The sequence below is a fragment of the Peribacillus sp. Bi96 genome (genome assembly GCF_918698115.1).
GTDB lineage: Bacteria > Bacillota > Bacilli > Bacillales > DSM-1321 > Peribacillus.
This window is the reverse complement of record NZ_CAKKLV010000004.1, coordinates 126,160-152,250: the sequence shown is the minus strand read 5'-3', so window position 1 is coordinate 152,250 and position 26,091 is coordinate 126,160. Positions and strand designations below refer to the sequence as shown.

Annotated in this window: 26 protein-coding genes and 1 riboswitch; of the genes, 5 read left to right on the top strand and 21 right to left on the bottom strand. The window is 39.8% G+C overall.

Annotated elements, in window-relative coordinates; translation table 11 throughout:
• Positions 1 to 12 precede the first annotated feature (12 nt).
• Positions 13 to 261: a ferredoxin gene (locus LQ203_RS07355; protein WP_230156920.1), complete on the top strand. Its 249-nt coding sequence runs from the start codon at positions 13 to 15 to the stop codon at positions 259 to 261.
• Between the two features lie 627 nt (positions 262 to 888).
• Here the strand turns inward: LQ203_RS07355 and LQ203_RS07350 are convergent.
• Positions 889 to 1,470 carry an ECF transporter S component gene (locus tag LQ203_RS07350; protein ID WP_230156918.1) on the bottom strand — a complete coding sequence of 194 codons (582 nt, stop codon included), beginning with the start codon at positions 1,468 to 1,470 and terminating at the stop codon, positions 889 to 891.
• Positions 1,471 to 1,636: 166 nt separating this feature from the next.
• A riboswitch (FMN riboswitch) is annotated at positions 1,637 to 1,772 on the bottom strand.
• 356 nt (positions 1,773 to 2,128) lie between these two features.
• On the opposite strand from LQ203_RS07350, the gene serA reads away from it, so the two are divergent.
• Positions 2,129 to 3,703 carry a phosphoglycerate dehydrogenase gene (gene serA / locus LQ203_RS07345; RefSeq protein ID WP_230156916.1) on the top strand — a complete coding sequence of 525 codons (1,575 nt, stop codon included), beginning with the start codon at positions 2,129 to 2,131 and terminating at the stop codon, positions 3,701 to 3,703.
• 131 nt (positions 3,704 to 3,834) lie between these two features.
• Here serA and LQ203_RS07340 read toward each other — a convergent pair whose 3' ends face one another.
• The 18 genes from LQ203_RS07340 to LQ203_RS07255 all read right to left on the bottom strand — a co-directional run bounded on the left by LQ203_RS07340 (position 3,835) and on the right by LQ203_RS07255 (position 21,819).
• Positions 3,835 to 5,058, bottom strand: a complete 1,224-nt coding sequence (locus LQ203_RS07340; RefSeq protein WP_230156914.1) for a hypothetical protein — start codon at positions 5,056 to 5,058, stop codon at positions 3,835 to 3,837.
• Positions 5,024 to 5,584 (bottom strand): RNA polymerase sigma factor SigX, encoded by a 561-nt coding sequence (gene sigX / locus LQ203_RS07335; RefSeq protein WP_230156913.1) that lies wholly within the window; start codon positions 5,582 to 5,584, stop codon positions 5,024 to 5,026. The genes LQ203_RS07340 and sigX overlap by 35 nt, the downstream gene beginning before the upstream one ends.
• A 216-nt stretch (positions 5,585 to 5,800) precedes the next feature.
• Positions 5,801 to 7,591 (bottom strand): ATP-binding protein, encoded by a 1,791-nt coding sequence (locus tag LQ203_RS07330; RefSeq protein WP_230156912.1) that lies wholly within the window; start codon positions 7,589 to 7,591, stop codon positions 5,801 to 5,803.
• Complete coding sequence (locus tag LQ203_RS07325) at positions 7,591 to 8,307, bottom strand: response regulator transcription factor (RefSeq protein ID WP_230156911.1); 717 nt, start codon at positions 8,305 to 8,307, stop codon at positions 7,591 to 7,593. Before LQ203_RS07325 ends, LQ203_RS07330 begins: the two co-directional genes overlap by 1 nt.
• 300 nt (positions 8,308 to 8,607) lie before the next feature.
• On the bottom strand, positions 8,608 to 9,786 hold the full coding sequence (gene ccsB, locus LQ203_RS07320) for a c-type cytochrome biogenesis protein CcsB (RefSeq protein WP_230156910.1): 1,179 nt from the start codon (positions 9,784 to 9,786) through the stop codon (positions 8,608 to 8,610).
• The gene (locus LQ203_RS07315; protein ID WP_230156909.1) at positions 9,779 to 11,428 is read right to left on the bottom strand and encodes a cytochrome c biogenesis protein ResB; all 1,650 of its coding nucleotides are present in this window, start codon (positions 11,426 to 11,428) and stop codon (positions 9,779 to 9,781) included. The genes ccsB and LQ203_RS07315 overlap by 8 nt, the downstream gene beginning before the upstream one ends.
• 18 nt (positions 11,429 to 11,446) lie before the next feature.
• The gene (gene resA, locus LQ203_RS07310; protein ID WP_230156908.1) at positions 11,447 to 11,977 is read right to left on the bottom strand and encodes a thiol-disulfide oxidoreductase ResA; all 531 of its coding nucleotides are present in this window, start codon (positions 11,975 to 11,977) and stop codon (positions 11,447 to 11,449) included.
• Positions 11,978 to 12,188: 211 nt separating this feature from the next.
• Positions 12,189 to 12,929: a pseudouridine synthase gene (locus LQ203_RS07305; RefSeq protein WP_230156907.1), complete on the bottom strand. Its 741-nt coding sequence runs from the start codon at positions 12,927 to 12,929 to the stop codon at positions 12,189 to 12,191.
• A 307-nt stretch (positions 12,930 to 13,236) separates the two neighbouring features.
• A complete protein-coding gene (locus LQ203_RS07300; RefSeq protein WP_290370543.1) occupies positions 13,237 to 13,773 on the bottom strand; it encodes a spore maturation protein in 537 nt (178 codons plus the stop codon).
• A gap of 4 nt (positions 13,774 to 13,777) precedes the next feature.
• The gene (locus LQ203_RS07295) at positions 13,778 to 14,371 is read right to left on the bottom strand and encodes a nucleoside recognition domain-containing protein (protein WP_230156905.1); all 594 of its coding nucleotides are present in this window, start codon (positions 14,369 to 14,371) and stop codon (positions 13,778 to 13,780) included.
• Positions 14,364 to 15,524 (bottom strand): D-alanyl-D-alanine carboxypeptidase family protein, encoded by a 1,161-nt coding sequence (locus LQ203_RS07290; RefSeq protein WP_230156904.1) that lies wholly within the window; start codon positions 15,522 to 15,524, stop codon positions 14,364 to 14,366. Before LQ203_RS07290 ends, LQ203_RS07295 begins: the two co-directional genes overlap by 8 nt.
• Before the next feature lie 163 nt (positions 15,525 to 15,687).
• Positions 15,688 to 17,334, bottom strand: coding sequence for an FAD-dependent oxidoreductase (locus tag LQ203_RS07285; RefSeq protein WP_230156903.1), 1,647 nt, complete (start codon positions 17,332 to 17,334; stop codon positions 15,688 to 15,690).
• Positions 17,335 to 17,506: 172 nt separating this feature from the next.
• Positions 17,507 to 18,070, bottom strand: a complete 564-nt coding sequence (gene ahpC / locus LQ203_RS07280) for an alkyl hydroperoxide reductase subunit C (RefSeq protein ID WP_057217417.1) — start codon at positions 18,068 to 18,070, stop codon at positions 17,507 to 17,509.
• Positions 18,071 to 18,519: 449 nt separating this feature from the next.
• Positions 18,520 to 19,395: a superoxide dismutase gene (locus LQ203_RS07275; RefSeq protein WP_230156902.1), complete on the bottom strand. Its 876-nt coding sequence runs from the start codon at positions 19,393 to 19,395 to the stop codon at positions 18,520 to 18,522.
• 123 nt (positions 19,396 to 19,518) lie between these two features.
• Positions 19,519 to 20,004, bottom strand: coding sequence for a YpuI family protein (locus tag LQ203_RS07270; RefSeq protein ID WP_230156901.1), 486 nt, complete (start codon positions 20,002 to 20,004; stop codon positions 19,519 to 19,521).
• A 22-nt stretch (positions 20,005 to 20,026) separates the two neighbouring features.
• Complete coding sequence (locus tag LQ203_RS07265; protein ID WP_230156900.1) at positions 20,027 to 20,443, bottom strand: hypothetical protein; 417 nt, start codon at positions 20,441 to 20,443, stop codon at positions 20,027 to 20,029.
• A gap of 40 nt (positions 20,444 to 20,483) precedes the next feature.
• A complete protein-coding gene (scpB, locus tag LQ203_RS07260) occupies positions 20,484 to 21,065 on the bottom strand; it encodes an SMC-Scp complex subunit ScpB (protein WP_230156899.1) in 582 nt (193 codons plus the stop codon).
• Positions 21,052 to 21,819, bottom strand: a complete 768-nt coding sequence (locus LQ203_RS07255) for a segregation/condensation protein A (RefSeq protein WP_230156898.1) — start codon at positions 21,817 to 21,819, stop codon at positions 21,052 to 21,054. The genes scpB and LQ203_RS07255 overlap by 14 nt, the downstream gene beginning before the upstream one ends.
• Before the next feature lie 216 nt (positions 21,820 to 22,035).
• Here LQ203_RS07255 and LQ203_RS07250 point away from each other — a divergent pair, with 216 nt between their 5' ends.
• Together LQ203_RS07250 and LQ203_RS07245 are read left to right on the top strand one after the other, a co-directional pair.
• Positions 22,036 to 22,128 carry a YjcZ family sporulation protein gene (locus LQ203_RS07250; RefSeq protein WP_230156897.1) on the top strand — a complete coding sequence of 31 codons (93 nt, stop codon included), beginning with the start codon at positions 22,036 to 22,038 and terminating at the stop codon, positions 22,126 to 22,128.
• A 164-nt stretch (positions 22,129 to 22,292) separates the two neighbouring features.
• Entirely contained in the window at positions 22,293 to 22,826 is a 534-nt protein-coding gene (locus LQ203_RS07245) for a DUF309 domain-containing protein (protein WP_230156896.1), read from the top strand.
• 28 nt (positions 22,827 to 22,854) lie between these two features.
• Here the strand turns inward: LQ203_RS07245 and LQ203_RS07240 are convergent, their stop codons facing one another.
• Positions 22,855 to 23,199: a GNAT family N-acetyltransferase gene (locus tag LQ203_RS07240; RefSeq protein WP_230156895.1), complete on the bottom strand. Its 345-nt coding sequence runs from the start codon at positions 23,197 to 23,199 to the stop codon at positions 22,855 to 22,857.
• A gap of 581 nt (positions 23,200 to 23,780) precedes the next feature.
• On the opposite strand from LQ203_RS07240, the gene LQ203_RS07235 reads away from it, so the two are divergent.
• Positions 23,781 to 24,650 (top strand): DUF1002 domain-containing protein, encoded by an 870-nt coding sequence (locus tag LQ203_RS07235; protein WP_230156894.1) that lies wholly within the window; start codon positions 23,781 to 23,783, stop codon positions 24,648 to 24,650.
• 37 nt (positions 24,651 to 24,687) lie between these two features.
• On the opposite strand, the gene lysA is transcribed toward LQ203_RS07235, so the two are convergent.
• Positions 24,688 to 26,016, bottom strand: a complete 1,329-nt coding sequence (gene lysA / locus LQ203_RS07230) for a diaminopimelate decarboxylase (protein WP_230156892.1) — start codon at positions 26,014 to 26,016, stop codon at positions 24,688 to 24,690.
• Positions 26,017 to 26,091: the final 75 nt, after the last annotated feature.

Below are 26,091 nucleotides of genomic sequence, written 5' to 3'. Positions count from 1 at the left end.
GGTTATATATTCATGGCTAAATTTACTATTGTGGATAAAGAAACATGCATCGCATGCGGAGCTTGCGGAGCAGCAGCACCAGATATATATGATTATGATGACGAAGGGATTGCATTTGTTACCCTTGACGATAACGAAGGAATCGTTGAAATTCCAGACGTACTTATAGATGACATGATGGACGCATTTGAAGGATGCCCTACGGATTCTATTAAAGTTGCTGACGAGTCATTTGACGGAGATGCACTAAAATACGAATAAAAAGGCAAGCCATTTTCAATCGAGAATGGCTTTTTCTTTTGGCTAATATCCAGGCTGACTGCAGACAAACTCGATAATAATTGAGTTTAACTATAGTTTTTTTAGGCTTTTTGCATTTGACCGTTGATTGGAACGTAGGGCACTCGCTTTCCGCGGGCGGTCCGGGAGCCTCCTCGGCGCTCTTTGCGCCTGAGGGGTCTCCCTTGGACGCACTATTCCCGCTGGTGTCTCGCACACCCTTTCCTATCAACTTGGTTTTAACAGTTAGATAGAGCTCCTTTTGCCTATTCTTCTTTGAGGGTTTATAAAACTTGAATATTGCGGTTCACTCCAGGCACTCGCTTTCCGCGGGCGGTCCGGGAGCCTCCTCGGTGCTCTTTGCGCCTGCGAGGTCTCCCTTGGACGTACTATTCCTGCAGGAGTCTCGTACACCCTTTCCAATCAATTTGGTTCGTAAGATTTTTATCACAGTGTACCGAAAGTAAGACCTACAGAAAGTGGTGACACTCCATATTCTAATCCAATAAAAAATCAAAAAGGTTTCGGAATGAGACCATTCCGAAACCTTTTTGTCTACAGTCTGACCGGATATGAATATCCGGCTTTTTTGTATCATCGTCTATGCCATTAAGCATTTTTATATAATGTTTGCTTATTGATCCATGTCTGCAATTTAATGAACAACAGCATGAATACAGAAGTGATAAGCACGCCTTTAATCACGTTGAAAGGTAAAATTGCCGTCGTTACGAACTTTCTTGATTCGGGCGCCGACATTGCATCCCATCCCATAAAGAAGGTATATGCCGGTAAAAAGACAAAATAGTTTAAAACACTCATAACTACCGCCATTGAAACTGTACCCGCAAGTAAAGCGAACGTCATACCTTTTTTGGAATTGATTTTTTTAAATACGTAGTAAGTAGGCAAAACGAACAGTACTCCTGCTATAAAGTTAGCAATATGCCCAACTGGTACAGCAGTCAGGGTACCTGTCATGACTAAATCCAATAGATTTTTAAGGAATTCAACTAGGATTCCTGCCATCGGACCGAAAATCAAAGCCGCCATCAGTGCTGGAATGTCACTAAAATCAACATTCAGAAAAGGTGGAAATCCTGGAAACGGGAAATTCAAAAGCATCAATAGATAAGAAATGCTCCCCATCATGGCCAGCGTGACCGTTTTTTTAACTTTGTTCTTTTTCATAGCTCTCTCTCCTTCTTTTCCGATCTACCTGAAAAAGAGGTTAGTGTTCCTTCATCATGTTGATGTTCAATAAAAAACCCTTTAATTCCGATTGAATTAAAGGGATTAATTAAAGGTTACATCAAACAAACGTTCAGCATATGACTGTTGAAACGCACTCAGGAACCTCCATCTTCTCCCATCCAGACTATACTGTCGGCTTTGGAATCACACCAAATCCTGCCCCGTAAGGCTCGCGGGCTAAGAAGAAGATTTTCTTCATCACCGCCGGTGGGGAATTGCGCCCCGCCCCGAAGATAGACCTATAAAATTTTGTTTACATTTCCCATTATATCTGAAATTCTTTTTTTTGAATAGCATTTTTTCTTGGATGATTAATTTAGCATGAATATCGCTTGTCATTTGGAACCGACATTAAACGAATAAAGGATTTTCAAAAGTTGATGTCCTTACATGACAATTTTAAATAATCAAATTTTTTTCTTTTTTAGGCAATTAATGATAAAGTCATTAATACTGCGGTCTTGATCAAACAATACCAATATTAATCTTTGTTTTAAGCGCTTACATCAAGAAATGCCAAATTGACATAATCAACCGTTCAATTGTAAAATTAACTGAAATTTAAGATAATTATTTACCTAGGAAGGTGTTTAACGTGTATCGGATTTTAGTGGCAGATGCTATCAAACCAGAAGGACTCGGACCGCTATCAGAGGCATCCAATATTCTTCTTATTCAGAAGACAGTAGAGGAAGCGGCAAGCGAACTTGATCAGATTGATGCAATACTTGTAAGAAGTGCAACGAAGGTTACGGAAGACTTAATGAACCGTATGCCACAGTTGAAGATTATTGCACGGGCTGGTGTCGGCGTCGATAACATAGACATCCCTGCTGCGACAAAACGCGGAATCGTCGTAGTTAATGCACCTGACGGCAATACCATTTCAACAGCTGAACATACATTTGCCATGATGGCTTCGTTAATGCGTCATATTCCGCAAGCTTATGCTTCTCTGAAGAATGGGGAGTGGAAACGATCTTCATACACAGGAACGGAACTTCGCGGTAAAACGTTAGGAATTATTGGGTTTGGCCGTATCGGAGGGGAAATTGCCAAACGTGCTAAAGTGTTTGGTATGGATGTCATTGTATATGATCCGTTCCTAACTGCTGATCGTGCCAAGAAAATGTCCGTAACATCCCTCCCCTTGGATGATTTGCTTCCTAAAGCAGACATCATTACTGTACATACACCTTTAACGAATGAAACTAGGGGATTAATCAATAAAGAAAAACTGCTTACCTGTAAAAAAGGCGTATATGTCCTGAACTGTGCCCGCGGTGGAATTCTAGATGAGGATGATTTATATGAAATGATAGTTGCAGGTCATGTAGCAGGGGCTGCACTGGACGTTTTCGTCGAAGAACCTCCACTTGGCCATAAACTGCTTGAACTGGATAGTGTCATTGCTACACCTCATTTAGGTGCATCTACAAAAGAAGCCCAATTAAACGTAGCCGTACAGGTCGCACAAGAAGTTCTGACCTATTTCGAGGGAAATCCAGTCTCGAGTTCTATCAACCTTCCAGCCATTTCTAAAGAAGTGTTTGAAAAGGTTCAACCTTTCTATCAACTCGTCCAACAAATGGGATCCATTGCTTCTCAGTGCATGAAAGAAGGAATTCAGGAAATATCTGTTACGTATGCAGGAGAATCATTGGACTTCGATACAGCGATTTTGACAAAAAGTTTAATCTCAGGTTTCTTCAAATCAAGAGTTGATGCATCCGTTAATGAGGTTAATGCCTTGCTGGTCGCAAAAGAGCGTGGCATCACAGTTGGGGAAAAAATCTCTTCGGATTCTTTAGGTTACTCTAACCTGATCAGCCTTAAGGTAAAAGGTGATAACCGTGAATTAACAATCAGTGGAACGTATATCGCAAATTACGGTTCTCGAATTGTAAGTTTGAATGGCTTCAAAATCGACTTTCAACCGGAAGAAAATTTACTATATATCCAGCATACCGATAAACCTGGTGTAATCGGTAACGTAGGTAAGGTCCTTGGAGATCATGGTGTGAACATTGCCGCCATGCAGGTCGGTCGAAAAGAAGCTGGCGGGGAAGCCATCATGGTTTTAAGCTTTGATAAACCATTAGAAGACAACATGAAGCAATTTTTAATGGAAACAGAAGAAGTTACATTCTTGGCCCGCATTTCATTATAAGAAGAAAAAGTGCCCGCTTGAAGAGGGCACTTTTCTGTTTGCACACAATTATTAGGGTGTGTTTTTAACTCCAATCCTTTTTTCTGAACAAATACGGCACGGCTCCTCATCATTTAGCCCCTGTCCCTGCATCAATTCACTTGGTTCGGTGCTTTAGGCACTACTATGTCGTCAGTTAAATTCAGATGGCCCACCTTTTCAATAGGAGCGTTTTCAAACTTGACTTTTTTAAAACCAAAATCCTTAGCAATGAAGAGTATGGCTTCTAAAGCTTGAAGAGATTCCTCATTATTTTCAATAGCCGCATGCTCTGATAATTGAATGGTCACAAGGCCTCCCTCTGAATTTATATTGTCCCAATTCATGTCTTCCGGGATTGCAGGTGCTATTCCCTCTATATCCTGCTCCCCTTTTCCCGCTTGAAGGGCTTCCTCAAAATCCTGATAATCCCTATTGCTTGGAACAAGCAACCGTGGAGAGTATTCATCTCTTTGATAAAGAAGGTATGTGCGATTTTTTTGTTGAGGTACTGCCTGCTCCTTTAAAAATCCCGCATGTAAAAACATTGCACCTTGCTTACCATCTGTAGCAAAAGTCATCCTCTCTATATTGTTATAGGAAAACGTTTCTTCCATCGAATGGAGAAACAGTGCATCATCATCCAATAATTGGCTGTCTTCTTGAAACTCAATATGAGCCGTGGTCATATCGTTACCTTGGCTAATTTTTATATCAAGTGGAAAATAGTCAGATAGCCCATATTGCTCTTCATCGATATCGGACATTTGATTCACTAACTGATTAAGTGTTTCTGTTCTATCAAAGTGATTGAGTTTGATAGAAATGGGAACGATGACTTTCATGTGATCATCTGGAACACCAATGGTAATGGTCGATTCATTTTTTAGGTCGTCCTGATAAATCGCATGTGCGAAGGTCTTTTCCTTGTCCTTTTTAAAAGGTTCTATTTGTGAAACCTCGTCTTTAGATTCACTTTCTGCTTGCTTACTCAAAAACTCCTGATTCCCCTGTTTATCTTCTGAAGTATTTTCATTGATATTTGCACCCTGTTGTTTTGACTCTGACATTTCCTTACTTTCAGAAATGGATAATTTTCCACTCTTGCTGCTGTCCTCTTGACTTGTAGTTCCTTCTTTTCCAGTAATGATTGATGACGCCAAAACTACCATTAAAAATAAGGAGGCAACGCCCGCAATTAAAGGTAACCAGTGTTTCTTTCTCTTTTTATCATGTATTCTCGCAAACACCTCTGCCTTGCTTCGGTCATCTTTTACTTTTGGAAGCTCGCGCAACATGTCTTCAATTTCGTTTTCTTTCCAACGGGATTTTCTCAATGCGGTGTCCCTCCTTTCCTGATAAATCTTCCATCATCTTTTTGATCGCCTTTAACGCACGGTGTTGGGTCGTTTTTACCTTACTTTCACTCCAGTTCAATACTTCAGCGGTTTCTGTTATTGATATGCCAGAAATATATCGTAAAATGATGACGGATCTTTGATTCGTGGTACATCTGTTTAAGCATCGATAAATATCCTGGATGTCATCGTTCATGATAGCCACTTCTTCCGGAATGGGCTGAGTATCTATAATCAATTGCCTATCCCAATCAAAGTTAGAAAAGATTTTGTCCTTCCACCCTTTTTGTTTCCGAAAATAATCAATCGTCACATTTCTTGCAATCGAATAAATCCATGTTTTTGCACTGCTTTTTCCTTCAAACCGTTCATATGCCTTCATAACTCGGATATAGACTTCCTGAACAAGGTCCTCTGCCGTTTCTCGATTTTTGGTCATATAAAAAATAAATTGATAAATTTCCTGATGATATTTTTCATAAAGATCGTGGAAAACGGAATCCATCATTTCCCCACCCGTTCATAAATATAGTCGTCATTCTTACTTAAAAGTTACATGCTTTGGCTTTAATCTTATTATAAAGTACCGTTAATTTCCACATATCCAAGACTTCTTATCTTGCTACCTAAAAAAAAACAAAGACAAGTTGGAAATGAATCCAATTGCCTTTGTCTTCACAGTTTCTTATGAAACAAGATTTTCTGGCAAGCTACCCGTTATTCATTCAGCATTTTCCATAATTCGAGGCAGGATAAAACTGAATGTTGTCCCTTTATTAGGTAAACTGTTTACCGAAATGTAGCCATCATGGGCATTGATGATATTTTTTACGATTGCCAATCCCAATCCGGTACCAGACTGGCCGCGGGTCCTTGCTTTGTCCGCTTTATAAAATCTCTCGAAAACAAAAAGTAAATCTTCTTCGGGAATACCCGATCCTGAGTCTTTCACATCAATGATCAGACCTCTTCGATCACTTGTCCTCTGAATGACATCAATGTTCCCTCCTGGAGGAGTATGTCGAATTGCATTATCAATTAAATTCGTCAAAACCTGTTCAATGCGGTCAGGATCAAAATGCCATTCGATTTCATCGTCTTGAAGAACCGTGGATATTGAAATTCCTTTATCCTTGGCCAGCCCTGAAAACTTACTTGTAATCCTCATTAAATAGGAAGAAATGGGCACACGTTCGTAGCTAAGATTCATTTTTCCAGATTCCAATCTTGCTAAATCGAGTAGATCATTGACTAAACGTCCCATTCTCAAAGACTCATCATAGATGATTCGGGCCATTTCCATCTTTTCCTCTTCACTGCTTGCAATGTCATCTACGATCGCTTCACTATACCCTTGCAACATTGAAATTGGCGTTCTTAACTCATGGGAGACATTCGCTATGAAATCCGTTCTTAGTTTGTCAATACGTCTTTCATCACTAATATCCCGTATGATGGCCACCGCTCCCCGGATATTGTCGCCATTGGTATATAATGGACTGACAATCAATCCCCAATCGCGACCTTGCAAGGTAATTTCACCAATTTGCTCCTTATCGAAGGACTCTGATTCATCAAAAAGGTTCATCAACACCAACGGGACATTCACATTATCTTCCCGGTTATAGCCTTTTTCAAAGTACCAGGATTGCAGAAACCTTTCCGCTGGGGGATTCGTTTCAAGAATTGTGCCATCCTTATTGAAGGTAATGACCCCATCAGCCATACTGCTAAGAATGCTAGAAAGATGTTCTTTTTCCTGGCTAAGTGCATTTATATTGAATTTCAGTTGCTTTCTCATCTGATTGAACGCTATGGCCAACTCACCGATCTCATCCTGTGTCAAGATTGGCACCTTTGTATCAAATTTCCCCCGGGCGATGGCTAGGGCGGCTTCCCTCATCTTCACCAATGGGGCATTGATTCTAGTCGATAAAAAGAAAGCAAAAACCGTTGTCAAGATAATGGCGATCCCTGCGGCCAATAAAATGAACTGTGTAGTGGATTTTGTCGTTTCTTCCATGGATTCCAACGATTGAAATAAGAAAACTTCATCCTGTTCCCCATTCAGTTCAAGCGGAACCCCTACTACAATTGCGGATAATTCCTGGTTCCCCTTATCATTGGATAGCGCCATTTCCTTTTTTACTGTCTTTCTTTCCGTAAAAACCTTGAGCAATTCGGAGTCATTCTTAATGGATTCCGGAGTGATATCAATCTCCGTAGCACCAATGGATGAGAAAATCATTTTGTCATCGTTTAGAATGATCATCTTCGTTTCGTTGCCTATTAATTCTGAAGCTATTTGTAAAACATCCGTGTTAGATCCTTGATGATCATTTGTCACCTTGATGATTTGTTCAGCTGTTTTGGTTAAATCATTTTCAATATTTTCAATTTGGAAATTCTCAAAAAACTCTACGAGCAAAACGGTTAATACGATTAATACAAACGACACGAGCAATAGAATCGTTGCCCACAGCTTCCCTACAACACTTCCCCATAGCATCATCAGTCATTCATGACTTCGAACTTGTAACCTACACCCCAAACAGTGACAATCATCTTAGCTGCGTTTTCGGATATGCGGTTTAATTTTTCACGTAAGCGTTTAACATGCGTGTCAACAGTTCGAAGGTCTCCAAAGAATTCATAGTGCCATACTTCTTTTAACAGTTGCTCCCGATCAAATACTTTATCTGGGGATTTCGCTAAGAAATATAATAATTCATATTCTTTTGGCGTTAAAGAAACCTCTTTATTATCAGCAAGTACACGATGGGCATCATTGTCAATGGTTAAATGCGAGAAGACAATCACATCTTTTGCCGTCGTTTCGGTCTGCATGTAACTAGTGTTTGAAGAACGCCGCAATAAAGCTTTGACCCTTAACACAACTTCACGGGGACTGAACGGTTTGACGATATAATCATCGGTCCCCACTTCGAACCCTTGAACCCGGTTCACTTCTTCACCTTTTGCCGTCAGCATGATAATAGGTGTTGTTTTCTTCTCCCTTAACTCACGGCAAACTTCTATTCCATCTTTACCAGGCATCATAATATCCAATAAGATTAAATCATAATCATTTTCAATGGCTTTTGATAAAGCCTCTTCTCCATTTTCAGCTTCATCAATTATATATTCTTCTCTTTCCAAATACATCTTTAACAGCCGGCGGATTCTTTCCTCATCATCCACCACGAGAATAGTAATAGCATTATACATTATGTAATCAGCCTCCTATCTTATATTCTACAAAATGAATACTTCCATGACTAATAATTTTTCCCTCCAAAGTACGTTAAAAAGCCAATTTCGTATGGGTTCTATGAACTTTTCACCATATTGTCACAATAAAATGACTTCAACTGCTCCCCCACGAATTCAAAGCGGCTATTCTAAAACCGTTATATCACTTTTAAAGTAAGAGACAGAAAAAGGGATCATTCTCCAGAAAAATCGATAAGCCATCTCCTCGACGTTTCTATCAAAAGACCCCCTTCATCTAATTATTACAATACAGAATCAAGCATATGAATGCAAACCAGCAATAACAAGATTAACGAATATTAAGTTAAAGATCATGATGGCAAAACCGATGACGGCAAGCCAAGCTGATTTTTCCCCTTGCCAGCCCTTAGACATACGCAGATGTAAGAAAGCTGCATAAAACAACCAGGTAACGAGTGCCCAGACCTCTTTTGGGTCCCAGCCCCAGAATCTTGTCCAGGCCACTTGAGCCCAGATCATTGCAAAAATAAGTGCACCGAGTGTAAAGATTGGAAAACCGATAAGAACTGAACGATAACTAATCTCGTCCAATAAATTCAAATTCACATTTTTAACGATCGGTTTTATCAATGCTGCCACCCTTTTACGAGCAATCAATCTTATTAGACCATAAAGGACGAGTCCCATTCCGATTGACCAAATGACAGTATTCAATTTCTTAGCATTGATCAGTGGAGGCATGCTCGCCATCGGTTCAAATCGATCCGGCTCAATTAGTTTCCCTTCATTGGGACCCACTAAAGCAGGCAGGTTGAATTCCTGTTTAACCTCCGCACCGTGTTTATCGACCCAATCAAAATTCGCTTTATAATCCATCGCTGAAAAAGTTGAAGTGATGATGACAAAAGCAATGGCGCTGACTAATGTGAACATGATGAATTCTAGCCAGAACGTTCTTTTACTGGATTGTGTTTGATCGACGAATTTAACCAGATAGATGATGGCTGCAATGAAACTTATCGCTAGAATCGACTGTCCGGCCGCTGCTGTCGTCACATGAATATGAAGCCAATCGCTCTGCAAAGCAGGTATAAGTGGCGCTATTTCTGTAGGGAACATACTTGCATATGCGATTATCAATAACGCAATCGGTAAAGCGAATAACCCAAGTGCAGGTGTTTTATAAAGGAAATAAATTAAAATGAAAGCACCGACCAGCATCATTCCGAAAAAGGTCGTAAATTCGAACAGGTTACTTACCGGGGCATGGCCGGCAGCAATCCATCTTGTGATGAAATACCCTATTTGCGCAGCAAAACCGAGAATGGTGGTGAAAATGCCCAGTTTAGCCCATTTATTTTGTTTCTTTTCCTCCGCTCCCCGTTTATCCTTTATCGCCCCTCCAAATAAAAAGGTAGCGACAAGATATAATAAGAAAGCTGCATATAAAAAGTTACTGCTTACTTCAGCCATTTAAAGCTTCCCCCTTTGTAGAAGATTTCTCCTCCTCAAGTTGATCCGTTGGTTCGCAAAGAGATGTAGATTCTAACGCTTGTTTTATATCTCTTTTAATACCGTGCCAGTTTTTATTTGTATGTCCGGCTATCAATATCTCATCGTCTTTCCTCTTAATCCATATACGCCGGTGATTCCAATACGAACCTTGGACCACACCCACCATGAAAATGATTCCACCTGAGAAAAGGATCCAAAGCGTTAAATCCTTCCTAACGGTCAAAGCCGTGACATCTTGGGTCTCCACACCATTAAAAGCCATTTTATACGTATTTTCCCCTAATGGCTCCACATTTTTTTTAATGGCTACAAAACTGACTTCACCCTCTGGCTTGTCCGGTGTATGCATTTTGAAGATAAATGCTGGATTATTCGGAATCTTCGATATCGTTCTAGGCTCACCTTTTTCATCGAACTCGAAATCGGGGAAATAGCTGATCAAATCAACAGAATAACCTTTACCCAAATCGTATTTCTTTTGAGGATCATTCAAATCAACCTTTAAGCTGCCAAACTTCTCTTCGGTTTTTTTGTTCATTAAATTAAAAGCCATCGTACTGAGTTCATCCAGTTTATAATCTACTTGGTAGAGGGCATAATGATCTTGTTTCAGAGGTTCATTGACTTTGATTTTAAAATCTTTAAGTTTTTCAAGATCCACTTTTTCCCCTGGTATGGTTTCTCCCTTGCGTTGATAGAGTGTGACATCGGATTGATAGGTCTTAACTATCGTACCTGTTTTATCTATTGCGGCACTGTATTGTTCATCTTCTTCATTTCCTTTGTCATACACGTCCAAGGTAAATTCATTATTCTGGAGATAGTATTCGCCATTGGTACCCGGGATTTCTTTTCTCTCGCCTTCCCTTAGCCAAAGGACTTTGTCGATATACATCCCAGGGACAGAACGCAATAATGCTCCAATTAAAAAAATGATAAGTCCAATATGATTTACATAGGGTCCCCAACGTGAAAATCGACCTTTTTCGGCAAGTAAATGACCGTTTTCCTCTCGTATATGATAACGCTGCCTTTTTAGTCGACTCTTTACTTCTTCAAGGTTTATATCTTGGTCTTCAAGCTTCGTCACTCCATAAATCCGCTGACGTTTCATGAATCCATCTTGACGAGTGACCCCTTGGTTTTTTAAAGATCGATATAAAGGAAAAAAACGATCGATACTGGCAATCAAAAGTGATATGCCCAGCATGCCAATGATAATCAAATACCACCATGAACTATACAAATTATGAAATCCGAGTTCATAATACAACTTTCCGACCCAGCCGTATTCAAGTTCATAATGCTCTGCCGGCGTCGCGGTTGAAGGGATGTACATTTCCTGAGGTAAAATCGTCCCGATAGCTGAAGCAACCAAAGCAAGGACAATGAGCGTCACTCCTACCTTTACGGAAGAAAAAAAGTTCCATATTTTATCAATGAACGTTTTTTGATAGGTTTGTGAGCGCCTTGCACTTCCTTCATATCGCATATCAATAAGCTTGTTTTCTTTGTCGTTACCAAGCAACATCCCGCATTTTTCACAAATTTTTGTGCCAAACGGATTTACATGACCACAATCGCATTTTACTTCTTTCATGTCAAAAACTCCCCAATATTATGGTTTAATTCTCTCCATATGCTTTTGGATGCTCTCTTCTGTCAAAGCTCCGGTGATGATATCTATCACTTTACCTTCTTTATCAACCAAAAAGGTGACTGGCAAAATATCCACTCGATAGGCATTTTCCACTTCCCTGCCTTTGTCGATCATGACAGGAAAGGTAAGATCATGCTTTGTAATGAAATTATTGACAGCATAGTTAGATTCCCCGACATTAACGGCTAATATTTCCACGCCCTGGTCTTTAAAGTTTTTATACTGATTTTGCATATAAGGCATTTCATATTCACACGGCTTACAATATGTACCCCAAAAGTTCAGGAAGACGCCTTTCCCTTTGTAATCGGACAGTTTATGCGCTTTACCTTCCATATCCGTCAAAACGAAATTGGGTGCATCGGATCCTTTTCTCAAACTTTCATTCTTATCTTTAGTGAAGTTCGTATAAAGGGCAAACACTAAAGCTGCACCTAAAAGCAAAAGAATGATGGTCCTGCTTATTAGGCGTCGCTTCTTTTTATTCATAGAAATCCTCCTAAGTCCACACCAAATTTAACCATACCATTATACCATCTACCACCAGGTCCCTTTTAATTACATTTCCGAAGGTTTTGTGACTTTCATTCCTGCTTCATGAAAGAATTTGTATTTACAGACTGTTTTCCACCACCTATTCTTCCACCATGGGAAGAATGGGGTAGTGGTTTCAACCTATTAATACAGGAAAAATTCTTTCTTACATTCTCCGTTGTTTAGGATCGGTCGATGCTAAAGTTCGCATTAATTTAACTTCATGCGGAGTCAATTCCCGGGAATCTCCTGCAGTTAAACCGTCCAAGGTCAAAAATCCATATTGTTCCCTCTTCAATTTAATGACAGGATGACCAATCGCTTCAAACATCCGGCGGACTTGTCTGTTTCTACCTTCATGTATCGTGATTTCAACAATGGCCGTTTCCTTATTTTTGTCGGTAGACAATACTCTAGTCCTGGCTGGAGCAGTCTTGCCATCCTCCAACTTGATACCTTTATCCAACTTTTTCAAGCTTTCACGCAAAGGCATCCCTTTCACTTTTGCCACATACACTTTATCTACTTCATGCTTCGGATGCATTAACGTATTGGCGAATTCTCCATCATTGGTTAAGATCAGCAAACCGGAAGTATCATAATCCAAGCGGCCAACTGGATAAATCCGTTCATTGATGTAAGGGAAATAATCCGTTACCACTTTTCTATTCTTATCATCCGAAACTGCCGAAATGACACCGCGCGGTTTATAGAATAAGAAATAAACAGGAGCTTCTTTTTCAAGCGGGACTTCATTAACTTGAACCTTATCATTAGGACCCACCTTCACACCTAATTCCTTCACTACTTTACCGTTCACTTTTACCTTACCTTCTAAAATCAACTCTTCTGCTTTCCGACGGGAAGCCAGTCCAGCATGCGCTATCACCTTTTGTAATCGTTCCATCTATCTTCACCCCATAGTATAATCATTCGTTTGTTAGTGTCTATACATACACAATCATACAATTATTACATATAGAGTGACAAAAACAAAAGGTTTTTCGCGATTAAGAGCTTTTCTTTTATTATTACACCAAATATGAGATGGTTAAATGGTTTGGTTTCCATAATGAGTGTAACATAGCTTTTTTTTCCATTCAAAAAAATGTTTCTTTTATATGTAAGTTTGATCCCATAAAAAATGATTGCCCAGCATAGTAATAGTTCAAGAAAAAAGACAAAAAAAGAAACGGGATTGCCCGTTTCCTCTCTTAATTCATTCCGAAAACCAGTGTGACGACGATAACAGCTGCTATGATCCCGACCAAATCTGCCAAAAGGCCGACCTTAAGGGCATCTCCCATTTTTTTGATTCCGACTGCTCCAAAATAAACGGTCAATACATAGAAGGTGGTGTCTGTACTCCCCTGAATCGTGGCAGCTAGGCGCCCAACAAAGGAGTCCGGACCATAAACCGATATCAGATCACTGGTCATTCCTAAAGCGGCCGTGCCTGATATTGGTCTAATAATCGCAAGCGGTAAAACCTCTGACGGAAAATGAAGCAGGGAAAGCAATGGGTCTAGTGATTGTACAATGAAATCCAATGCCCCTGATGCCCTAAATACTGAAATGGCAACAAGCATCCCTACCAGGAAAGGGATAAGGGAAAAGGACATGTTAATCCCTTCTTTCCCCCCCTCGACGAAAGTTTCATAGGTGGGGACTCTTTTCAATGTACCGTACAGTAATATAGAGAGAATCAAAATCGGTATCATCCAAATCGAGATAGTGGTCATCCAGTGCAACATCCTATTCCCTCCCGCTCCTCTTTCTCCTGTAATAAAAATATCGATCTATCGCGACTCCTCCAACGGCAGAAATGGCCGTAGCTATTATAGTCGGAAAAACGATGTCCGTCGGGGAGTGGGCATCGTAATTCATGCGGATTGCAATGACTGTCGTCGGAATCAACGTTACGCTCGAGGTATTGATCGCTAAAAAAGTGACCATAGATCGACTGACCGTTGCTTTACCGCCATTTAGTTTCTTTAGCTGCTCCATTGCTTTTATACCAAGTGGCGTAGCCGCATTACCCAGACCGAATGTGTTTGCCATCATATTCGATAGTATATACCCCATAGCGGGATGATTAGGAGGAACTTCAGGGAACAGCCATCTCATGAATGGCTTGAACAAGATGGATAGTTTATCAAGCAGTCCCGATTCCTCCGCTATTTTCATCAAACCCAACCAAAAAACAAGAATGCTCATAAGACCCAGACAAAGGGTGACCGCTTCCTTTGCGCTGACAAAAAGAGCCTCATTCACCTGATCCATCGTCCCATTAATCATGCCAAATACAATACCGATCACAGTCATTCCAACCCAAATGTAATTAACCATTGCGTTCGATTCCCAATACTGCTTCGAACATCTCAGCCCATGATGATTGGAATGATTGTTGTTTGAAGCTTTCTTTTGATTCCCCATAAAAAATCGAGCGTGTACCTATTTTCTTTCCATCGAGGTAGATGGAAGCTCTCCCGACAACATCCGGTATTTTCCTTTTATCTTTCCAAGCTTTCTGCGGTTTCAACAATTTCATTTTCACATTGACCAATTTTCTTTCATCTTTCGTGAGTGGATACGAAAAATCATTTTTAATATAAACATGCCCTTTATACGTTTTGTTTTGCATATTTTTTACCATGCCTTCAGGTAAAATTTCCGTTGGTTTATAATCCTTAAAAGCGGATTCGTACATTTGAATATGATCATTCCAATCATCAGGGCCATTCAATGTCACTGCGATTAGGCCATGCCCATTTTTTGTTGCCGTCGTGACCAAGGTGCGCTTTGCTAGTTTGGTATACCCTGTTTTCCCACCTGTGCAATACTCATATAATTGTGTAAGAAGGCGATTTTTGTTCTTCCAGACATAGTCCCATTGTTCTGTTGAATTACGGGCTCTGTGCTCCTTGGTGCCGGCAATCTTTACATATGTTTCATTTTGCATGGCATAACGAGTCAGTATAGCCATATCATATGCGGTTGAATAATGGTTTTCCGTATTATCCAGACCATGTGGATTCGAAAAATGGGTATTCTTCATACCGATTTCTTCTGCCTTTTGATTCATCATCCAGACGAATCCATCCAGGCTTCCACCCACCTTTTCGCTGATTGCCACTGCTGCATCATTACCTGAACGCAGCATCAAGCCATAAACCAAATCTTCAAGCTTAATCTTTTCTCCTTCTTTTAAATAAAGGGAAGAACCCTCCGTCCCGAAGGCATTATTGCTTATCTTTACTGTTTCATCCATTTGTCCCGATTCAATAGCCAAGATAGCCGTCATTATTTTCGTAATACTTGCTATGCGATTTTTTTCATGAGCTTTCACTTCATAAATGACCCTTCCGCTATCCTCATCCATCAAAATCGCGCTGTGGGCACTGACGGCTACATTTGCGTTGGCGCTTTGTACAGGTGCCATAAAAGACAGCAGGAGAATGACAATACACAGACTTGATAACCCTTTATATCGAAAACGCATGAGTGCCCCCTCGTCTCTTTACTTGTTTTTGTACAAGTTTATGCAAAGGGACAAGGGTTATGAATAAAAAGAATGTAAACCCCATGATATCCTCTGATTTTCAATGGTCATTTCCAATAAAAAAATCGATAGGGGGACAGTCCCCTATCGATTTAGTGTTCTATCATACTAACAATGCTGCGATTTCATCAATTTTCTTAGCTCCGAATACCACTTCTTCATCATTGATGATCATAGCCGGCACGCTCATGACTTTATATTTCTTTTTAATTTCCTGGAAATTGCTTATATCGACCATTTCAGCTTCAACGTTAGGGTTTTCAATAGCAATGCGTTGTGCGCCCACTACAACGTCTGGACAGTAGTGACATGACAATGAAACCATCACTTTGATGTTCGCTTTTTTACTGATTCCTTTAATTGAACTCAAGACGGCTGAATCCAAAGCTTGACCAGGTCCAGCCAGGTTGTAGATAGCCAAAATGAAGGAATTCAACTCATGTCCTCCTGGTACACCGTGGTATTTGACCCCACTGTATTCACCATTCGAATTTAATAAGGAAACGACAGGGAACTTATCTGCATTGATCTTTTCTTCAATTTCCTCATTTTCCCCTTTGTTGTATAACTCAATATGAAGCTTGTCGCCTAATTCCGCAACATCCAACAAGAAGTCGCGCAATTCGACTGATTTTGGCAAACTTTCATCGACGATGGAAACCAATGTTACTTCTTTCTCCATCTTGCCGAAGATTCCCTTTAATTGGCCACGTAACGCATCACTTAATAAAGCGCTCTTTCCTGCTGGGACTGCGGCCTGTTCTTTCTTCGCTGGCTTTTCAACCTCAGGCTCATCTTTAATGCCTAAGCGATCTTTTTCTTCTTCAATATATTTACCTGCATCCGTTGCAGCAATCGCTCCGTCAGATACAGCTGTGATAATCTGGCGCAAGGATTTTGGCCTTAAGTCTCCCGCTGCATATACACCCTTCACATTCGTTTTCATATCATCATCCGTGAGAATGTAACCAGCATGGTCCATTTCGATATGGCCATTGAAAATCTCTGTTTTCGGCTCATAACCAATGAATACGAATACGCCAAACGTATTGTCTTCTTCCTTCGCCTTATATTCAAATTCTTCTTTAGTCTCGTTGTTGATGAAACGGGCACTTTGGATCATCCCATCTCCATGCACCCCAAGGATCTCCGTATTAAATTTCACTTCAATCTTATCATTTGCCATTACTTTATCAACAATGGAAGGGGCACATGAGAAGCTTGATTCCCGTGCAATGATGGTAACTTTTGTGGCAAAGCGAGTCAGGAAGATAGCTTCTTCAGCCGCTGCATATCCTGCCCCGATAACGAAAACTTCCAACCCTTCAAAGAATTCACCATCACAGGTTGAGCAATATGCTACACCACGCCCGGTAAATTCCTCTTCACCTGGAAATCCTAGAGTTCTCGGAGTAGCACCTGTTGCAATGATGACGGCCCGTGCATGATAGTCTCCACCAAGAGTTTTAACGACTTTTACCTCACCAGAGAAATCAACGCCCGTTACATCCGCTTTGGCGAATTCTACTCCAAAATCTTCATTTTGAAGCTTCATTTCTTCAACTAATCTCGGGCCTGAAATATGGCGGATTCCAGGATAATTGGCTATTTCAGATGTAGTTGCGGCTTGTCCGCCCCCAGTGCCTTTTTCAAGAATTATAGTCTTTAATTTGGCTCTTCCTGCATAAACGCCCGCTGAGAGGCCTGCAGGGCCGCCGCCAATAATTAATAGATCATATATTTTTTTCATATTTGTTCTCCTAGCTGAAAAATAATACGTGCTAAACTGATTATTTTGAAAAACAAAAGGCACTTATTTTAGGTAAGTGCCTTTTGTCATTAGATACTTGTCAGAAACGAATTGTCCCCATTATCATAATCATGGGTCCATTAACCGGAGTAATGGATTTTCCCATTAAGAATTAAAGTTTACCTACAAGGTCTAGGCTTGGTTCTAGCGTTGCTTCACCTGGAGTCCATTTAGCTGGGCAAACTTTATCTCCGTGTTCTGCTACGAATTGTGCAGCTTGAACTTTTCTCACAAGTTCTTCAGCATTACGGCCAATTCCTAAGTCATTCACTTCGTATGCTTTAATTTGTCCCTCTGGATTTACGATGAAAGTTCCACGTAGAGCTAATCCATCTTCTTCAATCAAAACACCGAATTGACGGGATAAGACGTTTGCTGGGTCTGCTAACATAGGATATTGAATTTTACCGATTGTATCAGTAGCATCTGCCCATCCTTTATGGCTGAAATGAGTATCTGTTGATACTGAGTAAACTTCACAACCAATTTCTTTGAATGTTTCATAGTTATCTTGAAGGTCAGCTAATTCAGTTGGACATACGAATGAGAAGTCAGCTGGGTAGAAAAAGAATACTGCCCATTTTCCTTTAACATCTTCAAGTGTAACTTCTTTGAATTCTCCTGCATGGTAAGCTTGTACTTTAAAATCTTCAACTTGTTTATTGATCAATGACATAATAAATTCCTCCAATAGCTTTTTTTAATACGCTACTATTTATAATAATTATTAAATAGAAACTAGTCAATAAATATACCTTAATAATTTTTAAGTTCACAAATTAGTCACAGTTTTTATATTGATATAAATTAATTAATTTTAAAAAGGCATGGCACTACAAAATAGCATATTTCAAACCTTTCCAATGTTATTTCAAGAGTAAAAAATAAGAATCAAGCTCATTATTTCAAATGGTTTTATCGCCCCCTTTTCAATCAAATAATCAACTTTAAATGAGAATCAATAGCTTTTTTTCATCCAATTTTTTTATTGAAAGGCCATTCCTTTATATCATTGCCATTTTTTCCCTAAACGATTCTTCCGACATGATTTCAGCAAAAAAAACCGAACCATCACGGCCCGGCTCTTTGAATTGGTTATCCAATGTCATTCTTTTATTTTATCCGTTATTGTTTTTTCCAAATAAGCTTCTTCGCTTCGGTGAACCTTACAGCTGTTTGCGGCCAGTTTACCACGTCCCACCATTTATCCACATAAGCTGCCCGATTGTTTTTATATTGCAGGTAATAAGCATGTTCCCACACATCCAGAACAAGGACTGGAATCGTATCCCACTGGGTTAATACCATATGCAGTTCCGATTGAAGTATTTCAAGACGCCGGGTACGTGGAACCCAGACTAAAATCGCCCAGCCAACACCTTCAACCTGTTTGGCCGCTTCACTAAACTGAGTTTTAAAGGCTGCAAAGCTTCCAAAGTCCTGTTCTATCTGTCTAAGTAAGTCTCCCTTTGGCTGCCCGCCTCCTCCTGGAATCATCACTTCCCAAAATAATGTATGAAGATAATGACCCGAACCATGAAAGGCGGCTTCCTTTTCCCAATGTTTCAACAAGGAATAATCATTCGTTTCCCTCGCTTTTTTCATCATCATTTCCGCTTTATTCAGACCATCGACATAGGCTTGATGATGCTTATCATGGTGCAAGTACATGATTTCCCTTGAAATCGTCGGTTCCAACGCTTCATAAGCATACGGTAACGGCGGTAGCGTATGCTTCCCAATTGGTACTGATTGCCTTTCCTGTATACCATAATCTCTAGCGATTTCTTCAATTTCCCCGTAGACCCGAGTCATCTCTTCTTCAATGAGGACCATGTCTTCATAATCTATTTCTTCCGTATCCAAATCTTTGGTCCACTGGGAAAGCCGTTCAATATTTGACAACAAATTCGAATCTGTGATATCGATCTTCTCAAGATATTCCATGATCTCGTCAATCCAATCACTTACCTCTTTTGCGTACTCTCTTTCTTCAGACATCTTTCAACCTCCTTGTAACCTTATGGCACATAAATCATCAAAGTATTTTATGTTTCGATTAAGCGGAGATTCCATTTATATATAAAAAAACAGCAAGGCCTATTAAGCCTTGCTGTTTCTATATCATGACTGTAACATTTTCGTTCGGTAATCCGTTTCATAAAACTCCAATTCTTCACGCATGGTCTGGAATCCACTTTCTACTACCTTCAGAATGGATATTATGCTGTCGGGTACACTTTGGTGAAATTTAATCGAGTTTTTTCCTGTATATGCAGATCTGCTGTCCTCAAACCAACGATCCGATTTTGGGGAAAAGTATTCTTCGATACATTGATGATATACCCTATAAAGAGTCTTTTCAGCTGCCGCTTTATTAAAGACATCATTTTTAAGAACGATTTGACAAGCTTCCAAGCCCTCTTCACAACTGACGAGCAATCTTCTTAAACTGGAAAGGACTCCTTTATAATAGGTTTCATCACCAGGCTTTTCTTCTTGCAGCTTAGAATAGGTCGTCTGATTTATGAATTCTTCTAGCTGAGCCACTGTCGTTTCTAAAAAGCTTTTTACATCCTCAAGCTGAGATTTTACCAATGTATTCCCCAACCGTGAACCCTCCTCAAAATGATTAAGATTGAATATAATAGTCAACATGTGATTCTATATTATATGGTTTAGCTTGGTCAATAGATATAAACACTTTCTCCAATTTTTCAAAATCTATATTTTCGAAATAACTAGCTAACTCTTTTTCTGAATTTATATATATACGTTTTCGGTTGATCAAACTCGGGTCTTTGAGCAGGCAGACCATGGCAATGATATCAGCCAGATAAATATCTCTGTTAAAACTTTTGAATATAGGATTGGCGGGATAGGGTGTAAAACGAGAAACCATCTCATCAAAATAACGAAGATACAGTACATTCAGTGTCTTTTCTTTTCCATCCTTTACGTATTGTATAACGGATCGGTTAAAAAATTCCTCCGGCGAATTTGACTTCTCTTTTTCAAGCTCAAATCCATTGCATGCTACGATTTGCACCCGCAATCCCCCCGCATTCATTTTTTCTATATTATCACAATTATTCGATTGTTTGCTGAAATTTTTCAAAAAACAAATCCGCTTCACCATTTTCGAAGCTATCATCCGAATTATCGGCAAGCGGCGGTAATTCTTCGATGGAATTCAATCCGAAGTAATCCAAAAACTCTTTTGTTGTTCCATATAAGTAAGCCCGACCGGACCCTTCAGCACGTCCGACCTCTTTTATTAAGACTTTGGCGACAAGTGTATGAATGGGACGTTCTGTTTTGACACCACGAATTTCATCAATTTCAGCTCTAGTAATCGGCTGCTTATATGCAATGATTGCGAGTGTTTCCAAAGCAGCCTGGGATAAGCCTTGTGTGCTTGATGTTTCTACAAGTTTTTTCAAGTAATCCGAGTGTACTTTTTTTGTCGTCATTTGATAAACACCCGCTATTTCAATCACTTGAATTCCGCGTGCATCCGATATATATTCTTCCTTTAAACTTTCAACGATGTCCGTTGCTTGATATTCTGTAATTTCTAGGACTGACGCAATCTGTTTGATGGAGAGTCCTTCATCTCCAGCCGCAAACAGTAATGCCTCAAGAATCCCGTTCCAATTAATAACTTCCAACTGGCTCTACACCTTTCTTAGCTGCAATCATGATTTCCGAAAAATTATCTTCTTGTTCAACGTTGATTTCATTTAGTTTCATTAGTTCCAGTACCGCCATAAAGGTGATGACAATATGCTCTTTAACCGGAACCGAAAACAGTTCAAAAAAGCTTTTCTTTCCTTTGATGGATTGTAACTCCATCAGGATTTCATCCATGCGTTTTTCTATCGATATCTCTTGTTTCGTTACTTTCGTGTAAAGCGGCTTTTGTATTTTTTGTCTGCGGAGCAATTTTTGCAGAGCGCCCAACATATCATATAGACTGATATTCAACTCTTGTTTATCACTTTCCGCTTCTTTAACATATCCGGACAAGTCACTTGGAGGTTTAGTGAACATCAAACTGCGTTCTTCTTCCATCCCTTTAAATTCTTCGGCCGCATGCTTATACTTTTTATATTCTAAAAGCTTCTCCACAAGCTCATCTCGTGGATCTTCTTCAAATAGTTCCCCATCTTCATCGATCAATTGTTCATCTTCATGCTTTGGCAGCAACATTTTACTCTTTATAGCAAGCAGCGTTGCAGCCATTACCAAATATTCGCTGGCCACATCCAATTCAAGGTGCTGCATGGTATGGATGTAACCTAGGTATTGATCTGTAATATCTGCCATGGGAATATCGTAGATGTCTATTTCAAGTCGATTTATCAAATGTAGGAGTAAATCCATCGGACCTTCGAAAGCGTCAATTTTTATATTATAACCCATTAAATTACCCCATTTAAATCCAATTGGCCCATAGGCCTATTTCTTTTCCTAATCAAGTATAGTGGATTGCCGCCCTTTATCCAATAATAATAATTTACGGACCTTGAAAAAAGTTCTTTTAATGGAATTGTGACAATTGGGTCGATGCCCAATCACATTCTTAAATACAACATAACCTAGAAATGTAAGAATAGCAGAACAAAGGAGGTACTTATTATGGGTGCAGGTGGTTTTGGACACGGCGGCGGATTCGCCTTTATTGTAGTATTGTTCATTTTGTTAGTAATCGTCGGTGCTTCTTGTTGTTAATGGAAGACTGATGAATCAAGCTGATTGCATTGCAATCGGCTTTCTTTATTTTCCAAGAAAAAATTCTATGCTAAACTTAGAAAGTAAACATTGCAGGTGAAAGGCTATGGAAAAATGGCTTTTCTGCCTTAGATGATACCATCAAAACAAAAGGGGTGCTCCTATTGAATTACGCGGACGACTACCTTTCTTTCCTTGTACATTTCCATGGGACAAGGGATTACTTCGAATGTCATGAAATTCTTGAAGAATATTGGAAGGAAACCGCTCCAAAAGAGCGTGACTCCCATTGGGTCGGCCTCATTCAAATTGCTGTTGCCCTATACCATGATCGCAGGGGAAACAATAAGGGGGCTGTCAGGACCCTAACTAAAGCCCTAGCTAATCTCCACTCTAAAAAGCCCGAGCTCCTAAAGTTGGGGCTTGATTCCGAAGAACTATTCAATTTGCTCGAGAACACCCTCGAACGAATGTTATCCCAAAAGCCATATGAAAGCATTAATCTTCCGATAGCAGATCAAGGGTTGATCGAAAAATGCCAGTCGATGTGCCTGCATGAAGGATACATATGGTGCGCAAAAAGTGACATGGCTAATTCAGCAATAGTTGATAAGCATCTAATGCGCGACCGTTCGGATGTTATTTCTGAAAGGGCTCGACAACTATCCCTTCGAAAAAGAATGGAGGACCGCCCTTAAAGGCTGTCCTCCATTCTCACTTTCATATTCAGATTTCTTCGCACCTGTCAAGAAAGCTTTCCGTAAACTCATTTGCCTTTAATTCTTTGTCAGGATATTGCTCCTTAAGAGCCCTGACCATCATTTTACCGATACCTTGCTTCCGAAAAGATGGATTTACAGATATATGTTGAATCTCAATGTGATTTTGAGAGGCTTCTATTCCGATCAAGCCTATAATCTCTTCATCTTTCCATAAGAACAGCTGTAGATTTTCATCTGTTTCATAATTCTTCATCGTATTCCGAAGCACTTTTATCTCTTTTTCATTTGGCATGAAAGATAATAATCCCATGGCAAATTTCTCATAACTTTTCTTATACTTAATCAACATAATATCCCTCGTTACTAAATAACGTTTTATTATCTACCTGATTCCAATTAATTCGCTTTGAATAATAATCCTCACTTATAACATTTCCATCATACATAAAAACTTCGTACGTTTCAACATCACTTTCAGCACTTGATTTATGGATGTGCTATGTGCTACGCGATAAACAGCCAATATACGATCCCCCACATCAAAGCGATAACAAGCATCATAAGTAAAAGAGTTTTATTACTTTTCCTCATCCCATACTCCCTTTATTAATGGTCCAAATATTTAAATATCGAATTCATTTTACTATAACCTAACACATTCTGACAAATATCCTTGCAATCTTGCTTCGATTTTACTACATTGATAAAGTGATCTTAGGTTCATAGAGTGCCTCTTAGGTATAAAAAACAAGGATGCAATCATTTTTCTCCCTTGAAAGATCATTAGCTTTCTTGGGCCATATTATTTTTTTAAAGAAAATATGTATCTTTTTTATCCTTTGTTTCGTCCAATACTATGAATCTTCATTTAAAGCGCCGCCCTTTAAATGAAAGATACCAATTCAGCAGGAAAAGTTAAGGAGGATTATCATGAAAAAAAGTAATAAATGGGTCATTGTAACTATTTTATTATGTCTATTATTGCCATATAAGGCTTTTGCAGATGCAGCTGTTGGTGAAATGATCGTCACACTTGGTGAAAATTTGACAAACGAACAAAAAAATATGATTTTGTCAGAAATGAAAGCCCCCAATGATGTCGAGGTTTTAACGGTTACAAATGCGGAGGAACATGAATACCTAGGAGATTATATCGCCAGCCGACTGATTGGTACAAAAGCGATTTCATCCTCTGCCATTACACTGGAGGAAAAAGGTACTGGCCTTAAACTGGAGTCGAAAAACATTAACTGGGTCACCGATGAAATGTATATCAATGCTCTGGCCACTGCAGGTGTAAAAGATGCTACCGTTTATGTGACAGCACCTATTCCTGTTTCCGGTACAGCGGCTTTGACAGGAGTCATCAAAGCATATGAGATTTCTTCCGATAAGAAGATTCCGGAAGACGTGAAACAGGCAGCAAATGAGGAAATGGTCAAAACAGCCAAGTTAGGTGATGAAATCGGTACGGAGGAAGCCTCTGCACTGGTAACGAAAATCAAAGAAAATATGGCTGAAAATCCACCAGCCAATACCGAAGAGGTTCGCGATGTTGTCGAATCTTCAGCAAAAGAACTTGGAATCGCCTTAAATGAGGCTCAAGTTCAAAGTTTAATTGATTTATTCAATAAGCTAAAAGAATTGAATATTGATTGGAACGCTGTCGGCGATCAGCTTACTGCTGCAAAAGATAAGCTATCCAATTTTCTGGAGTCCGAAGAAGGTCAATCATTTTTAGATAAATTGAAAGAAGTTTTCAGTAGTTTAATAGACGCGATCAAATCATTTTTCAGCTGATATAAATAAAAAGAGGATGGCCTATGCCACCCTCTTTTTATTCTTTATTCAAGACTGCGGCTTCATGAAGGGCCAAATCCAAATGGATAAGATCATCGAAGGTCTCGCGTTTGATAACTAATCGAGCTTCCCCATTTTCACAAAAGACGACAGCCGGTCTCGGAATCCGATTGTAATTATTCGACATGGAATATCCGTATGCCCCTGTACAAAAGACTGCCAATACATCCCCGCGTCCTGCTTTAGGCAATGGTAAATCCCAAATCAACATATCTCCGCTTTCACAGCATTTCCCAGCTATGGACACTGTTTCTTCTACAGGATCCAGTGGCCGATTTGCAAGAATTGCATCATACTTAGCTTCATAAAGTGCTGGACGTATATTATCACTCATGCCCCCATCAATGGCAACATATTTACGGACATTAGGCACTTCCTTTTCAGAACCGACTTTATACAAAGTCATACCAGCATCTCCGACTAATGAACGACCGGGTTCGATCCAGATTTCAGGCATTCCTAAATCGGATTCGGCAATCAGGTTCTGCACTTCCCTAACGATTTCTTCTACATACTGAGAAGCAGGTAGCGGGTCGTCCTCTTGAGTGTACCGAATTCCGAATCCTCCTCCGAGGTTCAATACCTTTGGTTGAAAACCTATAGTACCATGCCAATCATTCAACTTGCCGATAATTTTTTGAGCGGCAAGAAGGAAACCAGTCGTTTGAAAGATCTGGGAACCAATATGGCAGTGCAATCCTAGCACTTCCAGCCATTCGCTTTGTAGTGCTTGTTTAAGGGCTTCTTCAGCCTGGCCATTAATAAGATCAAAACCAAATTTCGAATCTTCTTGCCCTGTCAAGATGTAATCATGCGTATGGGCTTCGATGCCTGGTGTTACACGAAGAAGGATTTTCACCTTTTGCTCACGATTTGTACAAATCTCTTCTAACAGTTCCAACTCTGAAAAATTATCGACTACTATACAGCCAATTTTATAATCCAAAGCCATATGTAGCTCTTCTTCACTTTTGTTGTTTCCATGAAAGTGGATGCGTTCAGTTGGGAAATTCGCCTTAATTGCCGTATATAATTCCCCTGCTGAGACAACATCGAGAGAAAGGCCCTCTTGATCAGCCAACTGGATCATGGCAATCGAAGAAAAGGCTTTACTTGCATAAGCAACTTGTGCTGATATCCCCAATTCCTCAAAAGTTCTCTTGAACCCTCTTGCTCGTTCACGAATTAGCTCTACATCATAAACATATAATGGTGTACCAAATTTTTCGATCAGTTCGATCGTGTCCACTCCGCCAATCTCCAGATGTCCACGCTCATTGACACCACCGGTTCCGTACAAATGCATGATAGCTTCACCTTCCTGACTTAAAACTAAAAAAAGATTAACAAGAAATGAGGCAGCCTCAAATAAAGAAACCCA

Bases quoted from the DNA above. Each gene is read 5' to 3' on its own strand.
- LQ203_RS07315 (WP_230156909.1), bottom strand. From the start codon at position 11,428: ATGAAAGAAGTAAAATGCGATTGTGGTCATGTAAATCCGTTTGGCACA.
- LQ203_RS07290 (WP_230156904.1), bottom strand. From the start codon at position 15,524: ATGCGTTTTCGATATAAAGGGTTATCAAGTCTGTGTATTGTCATTCTC.
- LQ203_RS07255 (WP_230156898.1), bottom strand. From the start codon at position 21,819: ATGGGTTATAATATAAAAATTGACGCTTTCGAAGGTCCGATGGATTTA.
- LQ203_RS07235 (WP_230156894.1), top strand. From the start codon at position 23,781: ATGAAAAAAAGTAATAAATGGGTCATTGTAACTATTTTATTATGTCTA.
- LQ203_RS07355 (WP_230156920.1), top strand. From the start codon at position 13: ATGGCTAAATTTACTATTGTGGATAAAGAAACATGCATCGCATGCGGA.
- resA (WP_230156908.1), bottom strand. From the start codon at position 11,977: ATGAATAAAAAGAAGCGACGCCTAATAAGCAGGACCATCATTCTTTTG.
- ccsB (WP_230156910.1), bottom strand. From the start codon at position 9,786: ATGGCTGAAGTAAGCAGTAACTTTTTATATGCAGCTTTCTTATTATAT.
- sigX (WP_230156913.1), bottom strand. From the start codon at position 5,584: ATGGATTCCGTTTTCCACGATCTTTATGAAAAATATCATCAGGAAATT.
- LQ203_RS07325 (WP_230156911.1), bottom strand. From the start codon at position 8,307: ATGTATAATGCTATTACTATTCTCGTGGTGGATGATGAGGAAAGAATC.
- ahpC (WP_057217417.1), bottom strand. From the start codon at position 18,070: ATGTCATTGATCAATAAACAAGTTGAAGATTTTAAAGTACAAGCTTAC.
- LQ203_RS07295 (WP_230156905.1), bottom strand. From the start codon at position 14,371: ATGGTTAATTACATTTGGGTTGGAATGACTGTGATCGGTATTGTATTT.
- LQ203_RS07285 (WP_230156903.1), bottom strand. From the start codon at position 17,334: ATGAAAAAAATATATGATCTATTAATTATTGGCGGCGGCCCTGCAGGC.
- LQ203_RS07330 (WP_230156912.1), bottom strand. From the start codon at position 7,591: ATGATGCTATGGGGAAGTGTTGTAGGGAAGCTGTGGGCAACGATTCTA.
- lysA (WP_230156892.1), bottom strand. From the start codon at position 26,016: ATGCATTTGTACGGAACCGGTGGTGTCAATGAGCGTGGACATCTGGAG.
- LQ203_RS07350 (WP_230156918.1), bottom strand. From the start codon at position 1,470: ATGAAAAAGAACAAAGTTAAAAAAACGGTCACGCTGGCCATGATGGGG.
- LQ203_RS07275 (WP_230156902.1), bottom strand. From the start codon at position 19,395: ATGTCTGAAGAAAGAGAGTACGCAAAAGAGGTAAGTGATTGGATTGAC.
- LQ203_RS07250 (WP_230156897.1), top strand. From the start codon at position 22,036: ATGGGTGCAGGTGGTTTTGGACACGGCGGCGGATTCGCCTTTATTGTA.
- LQ203_RS07305 (WP_230156907.1), bottom strand. From the start codon at position 12,929: ATGGAACGATTACAAAAGGTGATAGCGCATGCTGGACTGGCTTCCCGT.
- LQ203_RS07240 (WP_230156895.1), bottom strand. From the start codon at position 23,199: ATGTTGATTAAGTATAAGAAAAGTTATGAGAAATTTGCCATGGGATTA.